The 19,061-nt window shown below is 43.3% G+C and carries 15 protein-coding genes; all 15 read left to right on the forward strand.

The window, feature by feature from the left end; genetic code table 11:
* Window positions 1–34 precede the first annotated feature (34 nt).
* The 15 genes from FGM00_RS09770 to FGM00_RS09840 all read left to right on the forward strand — a co-directional run bounded on the left by FGM00_RS09770 (window position 35) and on the right by FGM00_RS09840 (window position 18,924).
* Window positions 35–691 carry a DinB family protein gene (locus FGM00_RS09770; protein ID WP_138852730.1) on the forward strand — a complete coding sequence of 219 codons (657 nt, stop codon included), beginning with the start codon at window positions 35–37 and terminating at the stop codon, window positions 689–691.
* Window positions 692–1,147 (forward strand): GNAT family N-acetyltransferase, encoded by a 456-nt coding sequence (locus tag FGM00_RS09775; RefSeq protein WP_138852731.1) that lies wholly within the window; start codon window positions 692–694, stop codon window positions 1,145–1,147.
* Between the two features lie 189 nt (window positions 1,148–1,336).
* Complete coding sequence (locus FGM00_RS09780; RefSeq protein ID WP_138852732.1) at window positions 1,337–3,109, forward strand: AMP-dependent synthetase/ligase; 1,773 nt, start codon at window positions 1,337–1,339, stop codon at window positions 3,107–3,109.
* Window positions 3,110–3,307: 198 nt separating this feature from the next.
* Entirely contained in the window at window positions 3,308–3,946 is a 639-nt protein-coding gene (locus FGM00_RS09785; RefSeq protein WP_138852733.1) for a hypothetical protein, read from the forward strand.
* Window positions 3,947–4,210: 264 nt separating this feature from the next.
* Entirely contained in the window at window positions 4,211–5,863 is a 1,653-nt protein-coding gene (locus tag FGM00_RS09790; protein WP_138852734.1) for a hypothetical protein, read from the forward strand.
* A 182-nt stretch (window positions 5,864–6,045) separates the two neighbouring features.
* Complete coding sequence (locus FGM00_RS09795) at window positions 6,046–7,245, forward strand: serine hydrolase domain-containing protein (protein ID WP_175416211.1); 1,200 nt, start codon at window positions 6,046–6,048, stop codon at window positions 7,243–7,245.
* Between the two features lie 214 nt (window positions 7,246–7,459).
* Complete coding sequence (locus tag FGM00_RS09800) at window positions 7,460–9,547, forward strand: acylase (RefSeq protein WP_138852736.1); 2,088 nt, start codon at window positions 7,460–7,462, stop codon at window positions 9,545–9,547.
* 163 nt (window positions 9,548–9,710) lie between these two features.
* Window positions 9,711–10,313: a short chain dehydrogenase gene (locus FGM00_RS09805; protein WP_138852737.1), complete on the forward strand. Its 603-nt coding sequence runs from the start codon at window positions 9,711–9,713 to the stop codon at window positions 10,311–10,313.
* A gap of 345 nt (window positions 10,314–10,658) precedes the next feature.
* On the forward strand, window positions 10,659–11,072 hold the full coding sequence (locus FGM00_RS09810; protein ID WP_138852738.1) for a hypothetical protein: 414 nt from the start codon (window positions 10,659–10,661) through the stop codon (window positions 11,070–11,072).
* A 180-nt stretch (window positions 11,073–11,252) separates the two neighbouring features.
* Window positions 11,253–11,705 (forward strand): MarR family winged helix-turn-helix transcriptional regulator, encoded by a 453-nt coding sequence (locus FGM00_RS09815; protein ID WP_138852739.1) that lies wholly within the window; start codon window positions 11,253–11,255, stop codon window positions 11,703–11,705.
* A gap of 73 nt (window positions 11,706–11,778) precedes the next feature.
* Window positions 11,779–14,184, forward strand: coding sequence for a 3-hydroxyacyl-CoA dehydrogenase/enoyl-CoA hydratase family protein (locus FGM00_RS09820; RefSeq protein ID WP_138852740.1), 2,406 nt, complete (start codon window positions 11,779–11,781; stop codon window positions 14,182–14,184).
* 139 nt (window positions 14,185–14,323) lie between these two features.
* Window positions 14,324–15,514: an acetyl-CoA C-acyltransferase gene (locus FGM00_RS09825; protein ID WP_138852741.1), complete on the forward strand. Its 1,191-nt coding sequence runs from the start codon at window positions 14,324–14,326 to the stop codon at window positions 15,512–15,514.
* An 18-nt stretch (window positions 15,515–15,532) separates the two neighbouring features.
* The gene (locus FGM00_RS09830) at window positions 15,533–15,892 is read left to right on the forward strand and encodes a four helix bundle protein (protein ID WP_138852742.1); all 360 of its coding nucleotides are present in this window, start codon (window positions 15,533–15,535) and stop codon (window positions 15,890–15,892) included.
* A gap of 43 nt (window positions 15,893–15,935) precedes the next feature.
* Complete coding sequence (locus FGM00_RS09835; RefSeq protein WP_138852743.1) at window positions 15,936–17,750, forward strand: acyl-CoA dehydrogenase family protein; 1,815 nt, start codon at window positions 15,936–15,938, stop codon at window positions 17,748–17,750.
* 163 nt (window positions 17,751–17,913) lie between these two features.
* Entirely contained in the window at window positions 17,914–18,924 is a 1,011-nt protein-coding gene (locus FGM00_RS09840) for a DUF3829 domain-containing protein (RefSeq protein WP_138852744.1), read from the forward strand.
* Window positions 18,925–19,061 lie beyond the last annotated feature (137 nt).

The following is a 19,061-nucleotide window of genomic DNA, read 5'->3' on the forward strand; positions in this document are numbered from 1 at the left end:
CCTTCATACAGACGCAAACCAAAATTCATCCGTCATGAACAATTCGAAATCGAATAATCGCCGATATTTCCTCAAAAAATCATCCGTATTTACTTTGGCTGCCCTAGGTACGGGCGGCGCCATGTTCGGAGCGCCGCATCTATCACCATTACCTAGTTCGTCCCAAGAAAACGACATCAATGTTGTAGGACCAAAAGAGGGCTATACCCCGCAAATCGGCACCTTGGTTTCGATGATGAATTGGATGCGAATGGTCATTCTTTCCCCCGTAAAGGATATGAGCGTTTCGGATTTGGATTTTCTGGTGGACGAGGATGCCAATAGCATCGGGGCCATGCTCATGCATTTGGCAGCAACTGAGCGTTTTTATCAAATTCACACCTTCGATAATAAGAATTGGGGCGATTGGCCCAAGGCGGATAGAGAGAAATGGACCGTAGCTTCAGGTCTTGGGGAAGAAGCCAGAAAAAAGATCAAGGGAAATAGTTATGATTTTTATCTGAACGAGCTTACGACGGTACGAGAAAATACACTCAAGGAATTTGCCAATAGGGACGACGAGTGGTTGATGACAGTTGATAACGATTGGCCATGGGGGCCTACCAACAATTACTGTAAATGGTTTCATGTATGCGAGCACGAGTCCAACCATAACGGGCAATTCAAATTTATCAAGTCCAGAATTTCTTAAATGAACATCCGAAAGGCTCGTAAAGAAGATGTGCCACTACTTGTAGAGATGATAGCCAATGACCCCTTGGGGCGACTAAGGGAAAATTATATAGTGCCATTACCTGACGAATATTACCATGCTTTTCAAAATATTTCCTCCGATCCGAATCAGGAATTGGTGGTCGTCGAAAATGAAAATGGAATTGTTATCGGAACCTTACAATTGAGCTTTATTCAATATTTGACGTATCGAGGGGGCATCCGCGCGCAGATAGAAGCTGTTCGTGTATACGAGACGTACCGTGGTCAGGGTATCGGACAAATGCTGTTCGAATGGGCCATCCAAAGAGCAAAAGACAAAGGTGCCCATGTGGTGCAATTGACTACGGATAAAAAAAGGCCGGATGCCCAAAAATTCTATGAACGCTTAGGTTTTATGGCCAGCCACGAAGGAATGAAATTGCACTTGAAATAGAAGATGTATTTTGGAGCCTATCAAAACAGTAGGGCGATCTATTCATATTCGCTATTGATTTCGTTGTATACGCGATGAACTACCCCGCACGAATCCCTTAACTATCTATTTTTTGAGCGCCAATCCCGTAAACAGCCAAGCACAAACAAAATTTTTCCCTATTTTGCAGTTACCTATTAGAAACTAACTATGCAAAATGTCACCCGACTTTTCGATTTCCCGTATTATCAGCTCGAAACCTATAACCTCTCTAATTGTTTTATGGACAAGCGGGATGATAAATGGGTGCCTACCTCAACGCAGGACTATGTCGATAAGGCGAATGCCATAAGCCGCGGACTACTTCGGTTGGGCGTACAAAAAGATGATAAAATAGCTCTGATTTCGATGACCAACCGGTCGGAATGGAATATCATGGACATCGGTATTCTGCAGATAGGTGCGCAGAATGTACCTATTTATCCGACCATTTCGGAAGAAGACTACGCCTATGTATTGAATCATTCAGAATCAACCTACTGCTTTGTATCCTGCTCGGAAGTCTATGCCAAGGTAAAGTCGATTCAAGATCAGGTGCCCAGTCTCAAGGAGGTATATTCATTTGATGCGCTTGACAACTGTAAAAACTGGAATGAAGTGCTCGAGTTGGGAGCGGATTCTTCTAATCAAGATGTCGTTGAAGATCGCAAGGCAGCCGTGAAATCCGATGATTTGGCCACACTGATCTACACCTCAGGAACCACCGGACGACCCAAGGGCGTTATGTTGTCCCATAACAATGTGGTCAGCAACGCCTTAGCAAGTACAGAACGTTTGCCCATAAATAAAGGCAATGCGCGTTGTTTGAGTTTTTTGCCGGTGTGCCACATTTATGAACGGATGATGATTTACCTCTATCACTATACCGGAGTAACGATTTATTACGCAGAGTCGATGGACAAGATCAGTGACAATCTAAAGGAAACCTCTCCCCATGTCATGACTGCCGTACCACGCCTGCTCGAAAAAGTGTATGACGGCATTATCGCAAAAGGAAGTTCTTTGACCGGTATCAAAAAATCGCTGTTCTTCTGGGCCGTTAATCTCGGTTTAAAATACGAACCTTACGGAAAAAACGGCTGGTGGTACGAAAAGAAATTGGGTTTGGCCAGAAAATTGATTTTCAGCAAATGGCAAGAGGCTTTGGGTGGAAGCCTTCAGGTCATTTCATCCGGTAGCGCTGCCCTACAACCAAGATTGGCCCGTATTTTCAATGCCGCGGGTCTTGGGGTCATGGAAGGGTATGGACTTACGGAAACCTCGCCGGTGGTTTCCGTGAACGATATGCGGAACAAGGGTTTTAAAATCGGCACGGTCGGTAAATTACTCGATAAGGTTGAAGTGAAAATCGAAAGTGATGGCGAAATCTGTGTCAAAGGCCCCAACGTAATGCAGGGCTACTACAAAGATTCTGAAAAAACCGCCGAAGTCATGATCGATGGTTATTTTCACACAGGGGATATTGGAGAGATAGACGCCGATGGATTCCTGAAGATTACAGACCGCAAAAAAGAGATGTTCAAAACCTCGGGCGGTAAATACGTAGCTCCACAATTGATGGAAAACCGTTTCAAACAATCCCGTTTTATTGAACAATTGATGGTGGTAGGTGAGGGTGAAAAAATGCCCGCTGCACTAATTCAACCCGATTTTCCGTATTTATTCGAATGGGCTAAAAAGAACAATATCACCATAAGCGAGAATTCAGACATTGTACTGAACGAAAAGGTCCTGACAAAGTATCAGGAGGAAGTCGACTTGGCGAACGAGCATTTTGCCAAATGGGAAAAGGTAAAGCAATTCCGGCTTACACCGGATGTTTGGAGTATTGGCGAAGGCCACTTGACACCAACGATGAAACTACGCCGTAAGATCATCAAGGAAAAGTACATGAAATTGTACAATGATATTTATGGGCACTAAATAAACCGCCTCGAGACACCAGAACCAAGAACGCTGCCGGCCAGCGGTCTAGACCTATGGTCTTGAATCTTGGTTCTACTCTCTTGAATCTATGTAGTATTTAAATAACTTGATGCTATACTAGAGACAGAGCCTCGAGATATGCTATTGAATAAATTAAGTGTCAAAACCATTCGCTAGCCAATAAAACCAAGTCATATGGGAATCGCTTACTGTCCCGAGTGCAACGAAACCATAGCAGGGAACTATTGCCCCGAATGCGGCACCAAGAGCATTACAAAAAATGAAAACGACAGTCCCGCTGCCGATAGCTGGCGTGAAGAAAAAGATTTTAGAAAACTGGTTAAAAATCCAGAAGTGCAAGCCTATCTTATCAGGTTTTCTGGAAAATCCGAACGAGCCCTTTCCGCTAAGGAATTTTTAAAAAGAATAGATCAAGTATTCGCGCCCACAACAGGCATATCCTTAGAAAAATTGATGGATGTCATGGTCCCTGTCTACAAGAAAATAGGCATTAAGACCGGAAAATCAAGAACTGATACATTTGATTATACGATTCAAGAGGTTTTGCTTAAAGTGCTTTGCTCCTTGGTAAAACGTAATCTTTCTTTGCAATCAGTTCACGAGGCGAACAATGGTGTTGTGCTGGTTGCTGAAATTCCGTCCAGCATGAAAACCTTTGGGGGAGAACTCGTCGTCTCTTTAGAGGAAGGTCCCGAAAAAACGAAGGTAACGGCGGCTGCTCAGATAAAGGGCCAGCTCTTTGATTGGGGCGAAAGTAAATCAAAAGTCAAAGCCGTTTTTTCGGATATAGAGGAAATCGAAATCGATTTTTAGATTCCTTTTATTCGCACTACCAATGGTCACACGGACGGGTTTGAGGAATGGCCTTTTTCTTTAAGGTTCACCCAATATTTTTTTGGCGTTGGGCAATGGGTAGATCGTGCGCAAGCTGTTCGTGTTGCTACAACGAAATTGTTTCTACATCCATCAAACATATTAAGAGCATTTCATGCTTCAGCCGTTTTAGAATTGGTGGTCGTGACGGAAATTAAACGGAGTTTCCTATCTTACTCTTCGAACAGCATATCCCTTTACGTTATGACCAAACGATTATTTCCATCCTTACTTCTCCTACTCGCTATTTTCTGGCCCTCTGAACAAATCGTTCATGCCCAAAATACCAGTAACGATTATTCCGAACTCGTTAATATATTCAAGGAATGGAGGCTTTTTGAAACACCCCCAATGCGGGATGGCGCTCCGGACTACACCCAAGCGAACTTTGAAAAAAGAGAACTGGATTTTAAAAGCTTGCAAAAAAAGCTACAAGCGATAGACACTACCTCATGGCCGATTCCCCATCAGGTTGATTGGCGCATCGTCCATGCCGAAATGAACGGCTATGACTTCAATTATCGCACTTTGAAACCATGGGTTCGAGATCCCGCTTTCTACAAATCGCTATGGATGGCACGTAGCGATGTACCTGCACATGAAGGCCCTACCCACCATCGCACCACCGAATTGTGGATGTACGATTTCCCGCTATCCAACGAAGCCCGCAGTAGATTTTTAACCGACCTTAGCGTAATTGCACCGCTCAATACACAAGCCAAATTGAACTTAACGGGCAATGCACGGGAACTGTGGATTGCCGGGATTCGGGATATCAAAACGCAGTCGAAAAACCTCGAGAAAATCAAGGCGATGCCGGGCGTTGCCAAAGACCGGAAACTGATGGCCACTCTTCAAGAGGCCATCGATTCGACCGATGACTTGGCGGCATGGTTGGAAAGTGAATCCGACTCCAAAACCGGTCCTTCTGGCATCGGAAAGGAAGCCTATACCTGGTACCTACAAAACGTACATTTAGTGTCCCTTAGCTGGGAAGATGAAGTGATACTCCTGAAGAGAGAGCTCGCCCGCGCTTGGTCGGCCCTGACCTTGGAGGAGCATCGCAATCGAAACTTACCCAAGCTTACCGATGCTTCTAGCCCTGAGGAATATTTGAAGCTGGCGAACGCAGCGGCAAAAAGCCTTTTGAAATTTTTGGAAGAAAATGGGATGGTTACCGTAAAGGACTATTTTGAACCTGCCTTACAAGAGCATCTGGGTGCATTTGTACCCAAGGATAAACGTAATTTTTTCTGGATTACTGCGCACTATGATCCTCGCCCGCTTTACTCCCATTTTTATCATTGGTTCGAGCTGGCACGAATGGACAATGAACCGCATGAGAGTGAAATCAGACGAGGACCGTTATTGTACAATATTTTTGATTCCCGGAACGAAGGTACCGCTACGGCGGTAGAGGAAATGTTCATGGACGCCGGACTCTACGATGACCAGCCCCGTTCCAGAGAAATCGTCTACATTATGATCGCACAACGGGCTGCACGTGGTTTGGGGTCGCTCTATGCGCATGCCAACGAAATGACCATGGAAGAAGCAGGCACCATACATTCCGAATACACACCGCGAGGATGGATGAAGACCGAAAAAGAACTGCTGCTCTTCGAACAGCACTTGTACCTGCGTCAACCAGGCTATGGTACCAGTTATATTACCGGCAAGTACTTATTGGAAAAAACCTTGGCCGCTTTTGCCTTAAACAAGGAACGAAAAAAAGAAATATTTCTCATGAAGGACTTTTTCGACCGACTCAACAGTATGGGTAACATTCCCATTTCGTTGGGACAATGGGAAATGACCGGACAAAAATCGTTTGCCGAACGACCAATCACCGACTAATGCAGGCCTTAAAAGTTCCAAAACTAAATAGGTATCCACACTTTTTTACTACCTTAGGAATATTGAAAATAGCACTACGTAGCAGCTACCGATACTTGGTAGGATCAGGGGGAACGAACAATAGGTTGGTATCAGAAAAACCGCTATCAATTGATAAAAATCCATACCGGGAATCGCACAGAATGAAAAAACAAACTTTTTTTATACTACTTCATTTTTTGATTTGCCTGAGCTTTGGTCAATCAGATGATGCTATCTTGAAAACACTACATACCGATTTAGAACGGATTTACGCACAAGACCAAATTACCGGTTTTTCCGTAGCCATCGTAAACCAAGATGGAATCGTATTCGAAAAAGGACTGGGATATGCCGATAGACAGGCAGGTAAAAAATATACCGAAAATACCGTTCAAAATATAGCGTCAATTTCTAAAACCTTTATTGGTATCGCACTACTTAAAGCGGAAGAACTCGGTAAACTCCATTTGGACGACCCTGTAAACGACTATTTAGATTTTAAGGTCATCAATCCACATTTTCCCGATGTACCCATAACTATAAGACACTTAGCAACACACACTTCAAGCATTAAGGATGCTCCAGAATACGAAAGCAAGGGGTACATCCTACGGAAAGAAAACAATGGTGATGCAAAGGTAAATAAGAATTTTCGACCACCTGCAGAGCTGATGGTCCTATCCCATTTTTTGGAAGAAATTTTAAGTGATAGCGGAGCTTGGTATAAGAAGAAAAATTTCTTAAAAAATGCACCGGGAGAATTATTTGAATATTCGAATATCGGCGCCGGACTAGCTGCTTTGGTTCTTGAAGAAGCAACAGGGGTTCCTTTCAACGAGTTCACGGCAAGCTTTATTTTCAAACCCTTGGGAATGTCTGATTCCGGCTGGTTCTTGGATGAAGTCAATTTTTCAAATTACTCGAAATTGTATTCCGATACAGAGAAAGAAATGGCCCCTTACCAATTGGTCAATTATCCTGACGGTGGCTTAATTACTTCATCCCATGACCTAGGTCTATATCTTACCGAACTGATTTCAGGATTTAACGGTACCGGAAATATACTAACCGATGAGAGCTACGAAAAGTTATTCACACCCTATTTGACAGCAAAGAATTTCAAAGAAAGAAATGAAAGCGTTTACAATGACGAATACAATATGGGCATTTTTATGGGAATTTCGGCACACGGACAGATAGGTCATACAGGAGGCGATCCCGGCGTGGCTACCTACATGTTTTTTAATACAAAAACCCGAATCGGAAAAATTCTTATGGTGAACACGGACATTGACAAAGAGGGAGTAAAAGAATTTAGCGCTGTATGGAAAAAGCTAGAGGAGTACGAGACCAAATTTTAGGTCTGAAGACAACATCTTTTTCAATGAACTTGCAGGAAAGCATAGCGCGTCGCCCTTTAAAATAATCAGCGCTAGAGGTTTTCAAAAAGTTGAGATACGACCATATTTATTAACTTGGAGCAGATTGTGTTTTTTGAGGGCCTCAGCAACGAATTTGAACTAGTTCTTTTATCCTTTTATAGTATCACAGTTAGTCCATTAATATTTTATAGACATGAAAATCAATCTCCTTCTTACACTAGTATCCGTTTCGTTTTTATCATTCTCCTGCGCCCAATCGGAAAGAATAGAGACCCAAATCGCCTGGGACACCTGGGGCGTTCCCCATATTACCGCCAATACTACTGAAGAATTGTTCTTTGCCCAAGGTTGGGCACAAATGCACAATCATGCCAACCTGATTCTGGAACTCTATGGTAGCTCTAGAGGCAGAGGCGCCGAGTATTGGGGCCAAGAAAAATTTGAAAATGATATGCTCATCCATACCCTAGGCTTTAGTGAATTGGCCGATGATTGGGCTCAAAAACAAGACCCCGAAATCAAAACCATCTATACCGCTTTTATAGAAGGAATGAACGCTTATGCGGCAGCGCACCCCGAAGCGGTTGACGAAAAAAACAAAGTAGTGCTTCCCCTGACGACCAAAGACATGATCATGCATAGCATGTACGTTATTTTCACTCGTTTTATTGCCGGAAATGATTTGGGCCGTGTACAACAGTGGCCGGACATGGGTTCGAATACCTATGCCATTGCTCCTAAGCGTTCGGCTTCAAGAAGCGCCATGCTCGTTCAGAATCCCCACTTACCATGGTGGCAGGAATTTTTGTTCTTTGAGTCGCACTTAAGACTGAATGGAAAAAACATGTACGGGACCACACTCGTCGGTTTCCCTGGAATTGCGATTGGTTTTAACGAAAACCTCGGTTGGAGCCATACCGATAATACGATTGATAACGCCGACACCTACGCGCTAGAACTTAAAGATGGTGGCTATGTGTTGGATGGCGAACGAAAAGAATTTACGACTAGCTCCAAAATCATCAAAATAAAGCAAGAGGATGGCACTATAAAAGAACAAGAAATACCTCTCATGAAAACAGTTCATGGTCCCGTAGTCAAAAGAACCGATGAAATGGTGTTAGCCTTGCGTATGGTGGGCCTTGATAGACCGAATATGTTCTTGCAGTGGTGGCGCATGATCAACAGTACTACATTCGATGAATTCGAAGACGCACTAAAAATGGCACAAATCCCTTTTTGGAACGTGATGTACGCCGACAAACAAGGTGAGATTTTCTATCTGTTCAACGGTTTGGTCCCAAAGCGGAGCTCAGGCAATTGGGCGTATTGGAATCGCGTGATTCCCGGTGGAAAATCGGCGGATGTGTGGACGGCGGTGCATGACTACGCCGACTTGCCCAAAGTAAAAAATCCAGAAGGCGGATGGCTACAAAATGCCAACGATCCACCTTGGACAAGCACCATACCAATGACTTTGAATCCCGAAGACTACCCCAGTTACATGGCCCCTCAATACATGCCGTTTCGGCCGCAACGTGCCGCACGTATGCTAATCGAGGATGAGTCGATAACCTTTGATGAATTAGTAGATTATAAACTCTCTACGCGCTTAGAATTTGCGGACAGAATTTTAGACGATTTGTTTGCTGCCATAGATGCCTCGGATTCGGAAAAAGCGAAACAGGCTAAAATGGTACTGGAAAGCTGGGACCGGGAAGCGGATGCCGATAGCAAAGGCATGCTATTATTTTACAACTGGGCCAATAAATTTAATGTATGGAATAATTCCAATTACGTCGAGCAATGGAGTATGGAAAAGCCGAACACCACTCCTGATGGTCTTGCAAACCCAGAGCTTGCGGTACGATTGTTGGAACAAGCGGCTGTGGAAATCGAAACCAAATTTGGTAGTTTAGATTACCCCTGGGGCGATTACTATAGAATCAATTACAATGGTAAAAATCTACCGGCCAATGGTATTGATGGCGAAATGGGTGTTTTTCGAGTAGCTTGGCCAGGTGGGGCCGATGAAAACAATATGTATGTCGGTGGTGGCGATTCTTGGGTCGGCATCATTGAGTTCGGCGAGGAAGTAAATGCCAAGGTCTTATTATCTTATGGTAATGCCACTCAAAAAGATTCCCCTCATAATGGCGATCAGTTAGAATTATTCTCGAAGAAGGAGCTGCGTGATGCCTGGTTCACAAAAGCGGAAGTCGAATCAAATACTGCGAAAATCGAGGTGCTGACCGAAAATGGATTTCGGGCCAAAGAATAACAACCACTAACTTCAGAGCAGGACTTTTTGCGGAGAGCAACGTGTAAAAGGGTAGCTTTGAAGAATTTTCAGTTTTAAATGATTTGAAAAACATCGAAAATACTCATTTAGTGCTGTAACTGTATAAACCATCAACGCTGGCTTATCAGCTTAAAAAATCAAAATGAAAATACTGATCATTGGAGGTAATGGAACAATAGGAAGCACAATAACCGCTCACTTTTCGAGAAATCACGAAGTTTTGGTCGCCGGCAGGAAAAGTGGTGACATCATTGTTGATATCGTCGATAGCGGTTCCATAGAACGAATGTTTGAAAAGACAGGTGCTGTAGATGCCATTGTATGTACCGCCGGAGAGGCAAAATGGGCAGAATTCAATATATTGACGGAGGACGATTATTACATAGGATTGAAAAGTAAATTAATGGGGCAGGTAAATCTTGTCAGAATCGGTCGAAGCTATTTAAACGCAGGAGGTTCCATAACATTATCTACAGGTATTCTTGCTGATGACCCGGTTGTCAAAACGACGAGTGCTGCAATGGTCAACGGGGGGATTCACAGTTTTGTGCAAGCTGTAGCTTTAGAAATTGAAAATGGGATTCGAGTGAATGTTGTTTCCTTGGGAATGGTAGAAGATGCCTATGAAAAGTACAAGGATTATTTTCCGGGCCATAACCCTATTCCTATGCATAAAGTAGTGAACGCCTATGTTAGAAGTATTAAAGGAAAGAACAATGGCGAAATCATTAGGATTTATGACTAGTAGGCCGATACCAAGTCCATTTTCATTGCGGTCTTCTTTCTAAACAAAACGCTACATATCTCAAGTTGGAGCCATCGATGCCCTCGAAACTGTCCTACAATGCTCTATTTGGACGTAGCTATATTTCCCACCCAAATTATCAAAAGGATATCCATAATGAAAAAAAAGTATACGACGTACTCTTTACCGTACCTTCTCGAATCTTGAACAATTAGGTTACAGGTAAACCTCGGCCTGCCAGAACACCCAAAAAACAACGACAGTCATTTCCCCTTTTACAGGGATGGCGATACTTGCCCTCCGCGCTAAGTTTGTTGCATCTAAAAACAACAAAATCCAAAGATTATGAGAAAAGTATTTTTAAGTATCGCAATGCTAACCGCTTTGCTGGTGACATCCTGCAAAGACAATCCAAAGTCGGATAGCACAGAAGAGACCAAAACCGAAACTGCAAGTGAAACGAAAGATGACACAGCAAAAGCAACAGAGGAACCTTCCGACGGGGTGCCCAATTTTAGCGATTCGGATGTGCAAGATTATGTGAATACCTATGAATCCTATATGGAAGAGTACAAAAGTGCGGTCGAAAACAAGGACATGACAGCCTTTAGCGAACTCGCTACCAAAGGTCAGGAACTGGCGGCGAAAGCACAGGAAGTTAGTGGTAAAGTTTCCGGTTCGGATGTCGAAAAACTTACCGCTTATATGACAGAAAAGACGAAAGAAATGCAGGAGCTTTCTAAAAAAATGATGGAGTAAGGGCGTAATGTTATTATTTCGAAACCGTCTCGACGATAATGTCGAGACGGTTTTCTTTTTTCATTTCGACCTACCTCCTATCAATTCATCGATTATCTTAACATAATCATTGTTTTTATCCTAATTTATTATGCATGCATAATAAATTTTTTTATATTTGGAAGCCAACAACCATGTAATATGAAAGATTTGACCATTGATTATGCTCTTCGCGCTACTTGGCAAGCTGTGGCCAGAATGTATAATGAAGAGGCCAAAGAATTTGGTACGACCATGGCAGTGGGCTTTACCTTATTGAGCATCGACCCTAAAACAGGAACACCATCAACCGCCTTAGGTCCTAAAATGGGAATGGAGGCCACTAGTCTTTCACGCATTCTTAAAAGTATGGAGGAGAAAGGCCTAATCGAACGCAAGCCAAATCCCAAGGATGGTCGGGGCGTGTTGATATATTTAACCGCTTTTGGTCTTGAAAAAAGGAAAGATTCAAAGGATGTGGTAATGCGATTTAATGAGGTGGTCGAAGAAAACGTATCGGAAGAAAAATTAAGACATTTTTTCGAGGTTATGCAAACCATCAACACGCTCATTTTGAATAGAAAAATATACACAAAAGCCGAAACCACAAGATAATTTGGCTTAACAATTAATAACGTTAGCAAGAAGGGTTCTCAAGTAATCCAGTAACGAATAACTTATGTAACCAATGAACAGACACATTAAAAAAGTTGCGGTAGTCGGCTCCGGTATCATGGGGAGCGGTATCGCTTGCCACTTTGCAAATATCGGCGTTGAAGTTTTATTGTTGGATATCGTTCCAAGAGAACTGACCGACAAGGAAAAAGCAAAAGGACTTACCTTAGACGATAAGGTAGTGAGAAACAGGTTGGTGAATGATTCTTTGACCGCGGCCTTGAAATCGAAGCCTTCCCCAATTTACAGCCAACGATTTGCGCAACGAATTTCAACAGGAAATCTCGAAGACGATATCGCAAAAGTTGCCGAAGTAGATTGGATTATCGAAGTTGTAGTCGAGCGTTTGGATATCAAAAAAACGGTTTTTGAAAACCTTGAGAAGCATAGAACACCGGGAACTTTGATTACGTCGAATACTTCCGGTATTCCCATCAAATTCATGAGTGAGGGTCGAAGCGAGGATTTTCAAAAGCACTTCTGTGGCACTCATTTCTTCAATCCGGCAAGGTATTTAAAACTGTTCGAGATTATTCCGGGACCGAAAACTTCCCCCGAGGTGCTGGAATTCTTGAACGGTTATGGAGAGCAATTTCTGGGAAAAACCTCGGTAATTGCCAAAGATACACCTGCCTTTATCGGAAATCGAATAGGAATTTTCAGTATTCAAAGCCTTTTTCACATGGTTAAGGATATGGGGATGACCGTCGAGGAGGTCGACAAACTCACTGGTCCCGTTATTGGCCGTCCTAAATCGGCAACCTTCAGAACGGTCGATGTGGTTGGTTTGGATACCTTAGTGCACGTAGCGAACGGGATTCATGAGAATTGTAAGGATGATGAGCGCCATGATTTGTTCCAACTGCCCGATTTCATCCAAACCATGATGGGAAATAAATGGTTGGGAAGCAAAACAGGTCAGGGCTTTTATAAAAAGTCAAAAGACAGCAGCGGCAAGACCGAAATCTTGACCTTGGATTTGGACACCATGGACTACCGCTCTAAAAAGAGCGCCAAGTTCGCCACATTGGAATTGACCAAAACTATTGATAAAGTGGTCGACCGTTTCGCGGTTTTGGTAGATGGAAAGGATAAGGCTGGAGAATTTTACCGAAAGAGCTTTGCGGCCCTTTTCGCCTACGTGTCGCATCGCATACCCGAAATATCCGATGAGCTTTATAAAATCGATGATGCCATGAAAGCCGGTTTCGGTTGGGAACATGGGCCTTTTCAAATATGGGATGCCATAGGCGTTGAAAAGGGTCTAGAGATTATGAAATCTGAGAATGTGGAAGCAGCTCCTTGGGTTGCAGAGATGTTGGCTACGGGTCAAAAATCTTTTTACGAAGTGAAAGACGGGGCCACGTATTTCTACGATATCCCTAAGAAGGCTGTAGAGAAGATACCTGGGCAGGACTCCTTCATTATATTGGATAATATTCGAAAATCGAATGAAGTCTTTAAAAATGCCGGTGTTGTTGTAGAAGATATCGGCGACGGAATTTTGAATGTGGAATTCCAGTCAAAAATGAATACCATCGGTGGCGATGTGCTGGCCGGCCTTAATAAGGCCATTGATATGGCCGAAAAGGATTTTCAAGGGTTGGTCGTGGGCAATCAGGCAGCTAATTTTTCGGTAGGTGCCAATATTGGCATGATTTTCATGATGGCCGTAGAGCAAGAGTATGATGAGCTGAACATGGCCATTAAAATGTTTCAGGATACGATGATGCGCATGCGCTATTCCGCTATTCCAACAATTTCCGCGCCGCATGGTATGGCGTTGGGTGGTGGCTGCGAGATATCGCTTCATGCCGATAAGGTGGTGGCCGCAGCGGAAACCTATATGGGACTGGTAGAGTTCGGTGTCGGTGTAATTCCCGGCGGTGGCGGTTCTAAAGAGATGGCCTTACGCGCTCAGGACACTTTTATGAAAGGTGACGTAGAACTAAATGTATTACAAGAGTATTTCTTGACGATCGGAATGGCAAAAGTCTCAACCTCGGCCTATGAAGCTTTCGATTTGGGACTGCTGCAACACGGAAAGGATATCGTTGTCGTAAATAAGGATAGACAAATCGCAACCGCCAAGGCCCATGCAAAATTAATGGCCGAAGCAGGATATACCCAACCGCCAATGCGTAAGGATATTAAGGTACTTGGTAAACAAGCATTGGGAATGTTCGTCGTAGGAACCGATTCTATGGAAGCAAGCCATTATATCAGTGCGCACGATAAGAAAATAGCCAATAAATTGGCATATGTCATGGCCGGTGGTGATTTATCCGAACCCACGCGCGTATCCGAACAGTATTTATTGGATATTGAGAGGGAAGCGTTTCTATCGCTATGTACCGAAAAGAAAACATTGGAGCGTATTCAGCATATGTTGAAGACAGGGAAGCCGTTGCGAAACTAAAAGCCCCCTACCCCCCAAAAGGTGGGACACGAATTAGATGTATACGACAGTCGGTCTTGAAAAAGAATTTTAGAATTAATAACTAAAAACCCTATTGACCCCTAATAGGAATTTCCCCTTCGGGGGTTAGGGGACTAACATGAAAACAGCCTATATAGTTAAAGGATACAGAACAGCCGTCGGAAAAGCCCCTAAAGGAGTTTTCCGTTTTAAGCGAACTGATGAATTGGCCGCCGAAACCATTGAATACATGATGAAGGAGGTGCCTGATTTCGACAAGAAGCGTATCGATGACGTCATTGTTGGAAACGCCATGCCGGAGGGTGCTCAAGGCCTTAACATGGCTCGATTGATTTCGTTGATGGGTCTTGATATTGTTGACGTACCTGGGGTAACAGTGAATCGTTTTTGTGCATCGGGTCTCGAAACTATTGGGGTCGCTGCAGCAAAAATACAAGCAGGAATGGCCGATTGTATCATCGCGGGTGGTGCCGAAAGTATGAGTGCCGTGCCAATGACCGGTAACAAGCCGGAATTGAATTACGATGTAGCTAAGCAAGGTCACGAGGACTACTACTGGGGTATGGGCAATACTGCTGAAGCCGTGGCAAACGAATACAAGGTTTCACGAGAAGACCAAGACGAGTTCGCCTACCATTCCCATATGAAGGCATTGAAGGCGCAGGCAGAAGACCGTTTTCAGAGTCAGATCGTTCCAATCGAAGTAGAAGAAACCTATTTGGATGCGAATGGCAAGAAAGCGCATAAAAAATATACCGTAACGAAAGATGAAGGCCCTAGAAAAGGAACATCAATCGAAGTCTTGAACAAATTACGCCCCGTGTTCGCCGCAGGGGGCAGCGTTACTGCAGGTAATTCTTCACAAATGAGTGACGGAGCGGCCTTCGTTTTGATCATGAGTGAGGATATGGTGAAGGAATTAAACTTAGAACCTATTGCACGCTTAGTGAATTATGCAGCTGCGGGAGTTCCACCAAGAATTATGGGTATCGGTCCCGTTGCGGCAATTCCAAAGGCGTTGAAACAAGCTGGATTAAAACAGGATGATATCGAGTTGATCGAATTGAACGAAGCTTTTGCCTCCCAATCTTTGGCTGTTATGCGCGAATTAAAACTCAACCAGGATATCGTTAACGTAAACGGCGGCGCAATTGCCTTGGGGCATCCATTGGGCTGTACCGGAGCAAAATTGTCAGTGCAATTGTTCGACGAAATGAGAAAAAGAGACATGAAAGGAAAATACGGAATGGTGACCATGTGCGTAGGCACTGGACAAGGTGCTGCGGGGGTTTTTGAGTTCCTTAACTAGAGCCAAGAATCAAGATAAATGGGTAGGCATAATTTCAAAAAACTTAAGATTTGGGATGAAGGAATGTCGATTGTAGACGATACTTATGATTTGGTGGAGACATTTCCCAAACTTGAAAGATTTAATTTAATCTCTCAATTATTGAGATGTTCTGTTTCCATTCCATCGAATATATCCGAGGGAACAAGCAAATCAACTGACAAACACTTCAATAAGTATTTAGAGGATAGTTTAGGTTCGGCATTTGAGTGGGAAACACAATTAATCGTTTCATATAGGCGGAAATATATCAGTGAAGAGAAGTTTCAATATTTAGAGAATAAAATACAACAATTACAAAAAATGATTTCAGGCTTTCAAAACGGACTAGACCTTTAGTCTTGATTCTTGATTCCTGTTTCTTAAATCTATTATAAAAGCTATGAGCACAAATACACTACAAAAAGACGAATTGCTCCGAGGAGGGCAATTCTTGGTAAAAGAAACAAAATGTGAAGATGTTTTTACGTTGGAGGATTTATCCGAAGAACAAAAAATGATGCGTGACAGCACCAAAGAATTCGTTGATCGCGAACTCTGGGCCCATTGGGAACGTTTCGAGCAAAAGGATTATGCCTATACCGAAGAGACTATGCGCAAAGCTGGCGAACTCGGCCTTTTGGGAATTGCCGTACCAGAGGCCTACGGCGGAATGGGTATGGGATTCGTCTCCACCATGTTGGTCTGTGATTACATCTCTGGTGCCACTGGCTCTTTCAGTACGGCTTTTGGTGCCCATACGGGTATCGGTACCATGCCGATTACTTTATATGGCAATGAAGAACAGAAACAAAAATACGTACCAAAATTAGCCTCCGGTGAATGGTTTGGCGCCTATTGTTTGACAGAGCCTGGGGCCGGTTCGGATGCCAATTCGGGAAAAACGAAGGCGGTCTTGTCCGATGATGGAAAACACTATAGCATCACTGGGCAGAAAATGTGGATTTCCAATGCGGGATTCTGTAATATGTTCATCGTTTTCGCTCGCATCGGTGATGATAAGAATATCACCGGATTTATCGTGGAGAATGACCCAAGTAATGGTATCACTATGAACGAGGAAGAGAAAAAATTGGGTATCCACTCCTCTTCCACGCGCCAAGTTTTCTTCAATGACACAAAGGTTCCCGTGGAAAATATGCTTTCTGAGAGAGGCAATGGTTTTAAAATCGCCATGAACGCCCTTAATGTAGGTCGTATTAAATTGGCAGCGGCTTGTTTAGATGCACAGCGACGGGTGATAAACGAAGCCGTTAAGTATGCCAATGAAAGGGTTCAGTTCAAAACGCCGATCATCAATTTTGGGGCTATTAAAGGTAAAATCGCCGATATGACGACGAACGCTTATGCCGGTGAATCTGCCAGTTATCGTGCCGCCAAGAATATCGAGGATAGGATTGCGATGCGCGAGGCCGACGGAAATTCGCATCAAGAAGCGGAATTGAAGGGGGTTGAAGAGTATGCCATTGAATGTTCCATCTTAAAAGTAGCGGTATCCGAAGACGTACAGCATACCGCAGACGAAGGTGTGCAAGTTTTTGGTGGAATGGGATTTAGTGCAGATGCGCCCATGGAGAAGGCATGGCGAGATGCGCGTATTGCAAGAATATACGAAGGTACCAATGAAATCAATAGAATGTTGGCCGTAGGAATGTTGGTCAAAAAAGCAATGAAAGGACATGTTGATTTGCTCGGGCCGGCTACCGCCGTTGGTGAGGAATTAATGGGTATACCTTCTTTCGATGCACCTGACTTTTCGGTATTGTTCGCCGAGGAAAAAGATTTAATCGCCCGATTAAAGAAAGTATTTTTAATGGTTGCAGGAAGCGCTGTTCAAAAATTCGGTCCGGAATTGGAGAAGCACCAACAATTGATGCTTGCCGCCTCCGATATATTGATTGAGGTGTACATGGCCGAAAGTACCATTTTAAGAACGGAGAAAAACGCGAAACGTTTTGGTGAGGATGCTCAGGCTACCCAAATCGCCATGTCCAGATTGTACCTGTACAATGCTGTTGAAACCTGTATAAAAAAGGGTCGGGAAGCAATAGTTTCCTTTGCCGAAGGCGACGAGCAACGTATGATGCTTATGGGCTTAAAACGTTTCACAAAATATACGAACTACCCCAACGTAGTAGCTTTGCGCACGCAAATTGCCGACAAAGTCGCTGCCGATAATGGGTACACCTTTGACTAATTCAAATTGAAACTCCGGTTTTGAGACAGAAGGAGAAACCGCTGGCCGATTGGCTGGCGGTTTTTTTTGTCCCTGAAAAACGGGATTCTATTTAAAGGGATTCAGGGAGAGTATCTTATGATTTCCATTTTATATTTGCCATAGAAAATCAATTCCATTAACAATGAAAATCACAAAAACACTTGCCCTATTCCTTTTAACAACCCTTATCCTCCAATCATGTAAGGAAACCTCAAAAACGGACTCAAGCGAAGGCGCTATTACCACTAGCAATACCGCGGTGGACGCGAATGATAAGCAAGCCTTCATCAATAAATACAATGTGTATGTAGACGTGTGGAACTCGGTGAGCCCTTCCATAGAACGTTCGTACTCCTTGATAATGAACAACCTGGATGATACCGGAAGACCGTTTAATAAAAGAGATAACTACTTTATTTCAAAACCACTAAGTGCTCGTAGCATTGAAAAACTGAAAGCGGTTATTGATGAGAATCCCGAAATTCCCGAGTTGGACGAAATCGGAAAAGAACTAGCTGCCTCATTTACAGCTTTGGAAACGCCTTTGGAAAAATTATCCGATTATTATAAAGCACAATCCTATTTGGATGACGATTTCAAAACCTCCGTAACCTTATATCCTACCGTTATGGAAAATATGACAGCTTACCTGCAGGCTAGTGACGCCTTGGGCAAAGCCTTGAAAGAAATTGATGAAAGATTGTTGGACGAAGAGTTAAAAAATTACAAAGACAACGGATACGATATCCTCTATACCAGAGGTATGCTATTAAAAACCATTAAAGAACAGACAGCTGTACTGCGCGGTATCGAATACGATGCCTACGAAAGCATTGATTTCGATTCCTTCGATGCAAAATTGAAAGAGGTCGTCGCCTTGCATTCCCAATTTAAGGAGCTGTCGAAAAACGTTCCACAATTAAAAAAGGAATTGAACATTAGTATACCAGCAAGACTAACTCTTTTTAATAGCGCAGTGGACAAATTTGTTAGAGAGAGTCGCAATCTCAAAAAATTGGCGACCAATGCAAAAAGCTATGCCAGGATGAAATCGACCGTAGAATCAATGGGAATTAATTTTGCGAACGAAAGCCATATTAAAGTGTTCAAAGCTGCCGAAGACGTGATCAATCAGTCCAACAACATGAGGTAATCCTGTTTGTCACATACTACGAAACCATCTTGTTTGACAAGATGGTTTTTTGTTTTCTTGTCCGAAGCAGATGCAGCACCGATATATAAAAAATATCGATTCATTATCAAGACGGTAAAAAATATCTTCTGTATGAT

The organism is Aggregatimonas sangjinii (assembly GCF_005943945.1).
Lineage (GTDB): Bacteria > Bacteroidota > Bacteroidia > Flavobacteriales > Flavobacteriaceae > Pelagihabitans > Pelagihabitans sangjinii.

What these genes read in the sequence shown, in the direction of transcription:
- FGM00_RS09770 (WP_138852730.1), top strand. Translation starts at nt 35, where the DNA reads ATGAACAATTCGAAATCGAATAATCGCCGATATTTCCTCAAAAAATCA.
- FGM00_RS09775 (WP_138852731.1), top strand. Translation starts at nt 692, where the DNA reads ATGAACATCCGAAAGGCTCGTAAAGAAGATGTGCCACTACTTGTAGAG.
- FGM00_RS09780 (WP_138852732.1), top strand. Translation starts at nt 1,337, where the DNA reads ATGCAAAATGTCACCCGACTTTTCGATTTCCCGTATTATCAGCTCGAA.
- FGM00_RS09785 (WP_138852733.1), top strand. Translation starts at nt 3,308, where the DNA reads ATGGGAATCGCTTACTGTCCCGAGTGCAACGAAACCATAGCAGGGAAC.
- FGM00_RS09790 (WP_138852734.1), top strand. Translation starts at nt 4,211, where the DNA reads ATGACCAAACGATTATTTCCATCCTTACTTCTCCTACTCGCTATTTTC.
- FGM00_RS09795 (WP_175416211.1), top strand. Translation starts at nt 6,046, where the DNA reads ATGAAAAAACAAACTTTTTTTATACTACTTCATTTTTTGATTTGCCTG.
- FGM00_RS09800 (WP_138852736.1), top strand. Translation starts at nt 7,460, where the DNA reads ATGAAAATCAATCTCCTTCTTACACTAGTATCCGTTTCGTTTTTATCA.
- FGM00_RS09805 (WP_138852737.1), top strand. Translation starts at nt 9,711, where the DNA reads ATGAAAATACTGATCATTGGAGGTAATGGAACAATAGGAAGCACAATA.
- FGM00_RS09810 (WP_138852738.1), top strand. Translation starts at nt 10,659, where the DNA reads ATGAGAAAAGTATTTTTAAGTATCGCAATGCTAACCGCTTTGCTGGTG.
- FGM00_RS09815 (WP_138852739.1), top strand. Translation starts at nt 11,253, where the DNA reads ATGAAAGATTTGACCATTGATTATGCTCTTCGCGCTACTTGGCAAGCT.
- FGM00_RS09820 (WP_138852740.1), top strand. Translation starts at nt 11,779, where the DNA reads ATGAACAGACACATTAAAAAAGTTGCGGTAGTCGGCTCCGGTATCATG.
- FGM00_RS09825 (WP_138852741.1), top strand. Translation starts at nt 14,324, where the DNA reads ATGAAAACAGCCTATATAGTTAAAGGATACAGAACAGCCGTCGGAAAA.
- FGM00_RS09830 (WP_138852742.1), top strand. Translation starts at nt 15,533, where the DNA reads ATGGGTAGGCATAATTTCAAAAAACTTAAGATTTGGGATGAAGGAATG.
- FGM00_RS09835 (WP_138852743.1), top strand. Translation starts at nt 15,936, where the DNA reads ATGAGCACAAATACACTACAAAAAGACGAATTGCTCCGAGGAGGGCAA.
- FGM00_RS09840 (WP_138852744.1), top strand. Translation starts at nt 17,914, where the DNA reads ATGAAAATCACAAAAACACTTGCCCTATTCCTTTTAACAACCCTTATC.